Genomic DNA, 2,242 nt, shown 5'->3' on the forward strand with positions numbered 1-2,242 from the left:
CGACCCGGAGTTCCAGCTGCGTGGCGGCTTCGAAAACCTGATGCTCGACGCGGCGAGCCCGCTGTTCGGTCTGGTCATTCGCCTGCGTACGCTGGATGACCTGCCCAACATCGCCTATGTGCACAAGACCGTGCAAAACCAGGTCAGCAACATCCGCGAAGAAATCCAGCAGCACGGCTACCCCATCGTGCACCAGGAAGTCTATTCCTATGCCCTGTGCCTGTATCTGGACGAGGCCGTGATGAGCCGCCCCTGGGGCAACAATTCGTGCTGGAGCCACGAGCCGCTGCTCAGCATCTTCCACGACGAAACCCAGGGCGGCGAAAAGATCTTCGTGCTGCTCGAACGGGTCATGCAGGCGCCCAAGGAATTCCAGGATGTCCTGGAGTTCCTGTACTACTGCTTCTGCCTGGGCCTGCGGGGCAAGCACGCCCTCGACCCCAAGTGCGAAGACATCATCAACGCCCTGATCTCGCGCATGCACACGGTCATCCGCGAACTGCGTGGCCCCCTGCCGCAAGAGGTGTGCGACCCCTACAGCAACGTCGTTCATTGCCCCCACCGCCCGCGACGCTGGGAGTGGCCCTGGTGGAGCCCGCTGGTGATCTCGGCCGTCGCCATGGTCTGCGCTTACAGCTACTACAGCTACCGCCTCGACCTGCTCACCGCCGAAGTCCTGGAATCGCTCGACGCGATTCTGCAGCAGTAGCAGGGGACGCCACATGCCTAGCCAATCCGATTTGCGCTTTACCTTCCAGCCGCTGGTGGGCCGGAGTGAATTCGAAGTGGTGTCGTTCGAGCTGGACGAAGCCATCAGCACGCCGTTCCAGCTGAAGCTGGAACTGGTCAGTTTTGAAGACGATGTCGACTTCGGTCAGTTGCTCGACAAGCCGGTGCTGTTCACGATCTGGCACGGCGAGCGCCCGCTGCGCTACGTGCACGGCCTGGTCAGCACCTTCAGCCAGGGTGAAACGGGCTTCCATCGCACCCGTTACCGCGCCCTGGTCGAACCCGTGCTGGCCCGCGCCGGGCTGCGCTCGAACTGGCGCATCTTCCAGCAGAAAACCGTGCCGCAGATTCTCGAGATCATGCTCAAGCGCCAGGGTATCACCGGCTACGAGCTGAGAAGCATCGACAAGCACGAGGTGCGCGAGTTCTGCGTGCAGGCCGGTGAAACCGACCTCGACTTCATCGCCCGCCTGGCCGCCGAAGAGGGTTTCATCTACCGCTTCGAGCACACGCCAAAACTGCACAAGCTGCTCATCACCGACCGGCTGCTGGGGCTGGGGCAGCTCAGCCAGGGCGCCATCAAGCCCGATGACGATGACGAGGACGAAGGCTTTTTCGAGCCGGACGACACCGACCCCAACCAGGTGCTGTACCACGCCAACAGCGGCGGCGATCAGGCCAGGCCGTGCCTGCGCCGCCTGCGTTACAGCGAGCAGGTACGTACCGCGCGCCAGGTGCAGCGCGACTACACCTTCACCCACCCGGCCTACCGCCAGGAGCAGCGTGCCGAGGGCAGCGACCTCAGGCACCAGTCCACCACGTACGAGCGCTTCGACTACCCCGGTCGCTACAAGCGCGAGGCCGTCGGCGCCCCCTTCACCGCCACCCGCATCACAGCCTGGCGCCATGACGCCCACCTGGCCGAGGTCGAAGGCGACGATGTGCGCCTGCAACCGGGGCTGAGCTTCACCCTGATCGGGCACCCGCGCGAAGACCTGAACAGGCATTGGCGGGTAAGCCGCGTGCACCACGAAGGCACCCAGTTCACCAGCCTTCAGGAGGAAGCTGCAGGTGCCCGGCAAGGTACCCGCTACTGCCAGGAGGCTGCGCTGGTGCCCGGCAGAACCGAATGGCGCCCGGCGCCGTTGCCCAAGCCGCGCATCGACGGCCCGCAGATGGCAACGGTGGTGGGGCCCAGGGGCGAGGAGATCTACTGCGACCCATGGGGCCGGGTGAAAGTCAGCTTCCCCTGGGACCGGGAAAGCCAGGACAACGAGTTCAGTTCCTGCTGGGTACGCGTGTCGCAAGGCTGGGCCGGCGGCAGCTGGGGTTCGATGGCCATTCCGCGCATTGGCCAGGACGTGATCATCCAGTACGTCGACGCTGACCCGGACCAGCCGATGATCACCGGGCGCACCTACTGTGGCAATCAGCTGCCGCCGTATGACCTGCCCAAGCACAAGACGCGGATGACCATCAAGAGCCAGACCCATAAGGGCGATGGTTTTAACGA

General features: G+C 64.2%; 2 protein-coding genes. Both read left to right on the top strand.

Going from position 1 to position 2,242, the window contains the following annotated elements; translation table 11 throughout:
• Window positions 1–709 (top strand): type IVB secretion system protein IcmH/DotU (gene icmH / locus CKW35_RS27645; protein ID WP_095117335.1); only part of this gene is annotated, 709 nt, incomplete at its 5' end.
• Window positions 710–722: 13 nt separating this feature from the next.
• Window positions 723–2,242: type VI secretion system Vgr family protein (locus tag CKW35_RS27650; protein ID WP_095117337.1), on the top strand; the 1,520-nt coding region annotated here is incomplete at its 3' end.

Source organism: Pseudomonas sp. Irchel 3F3, assembly GCF_900187545.1.
Taxonomy (GTDB): Bacteria; Pseudomonadota; Gammaproteobacteria; order Pseudomonadales; family Pseudomonadaceae; genus Aquipseudomonas; species Aquipseudomonas fortuita.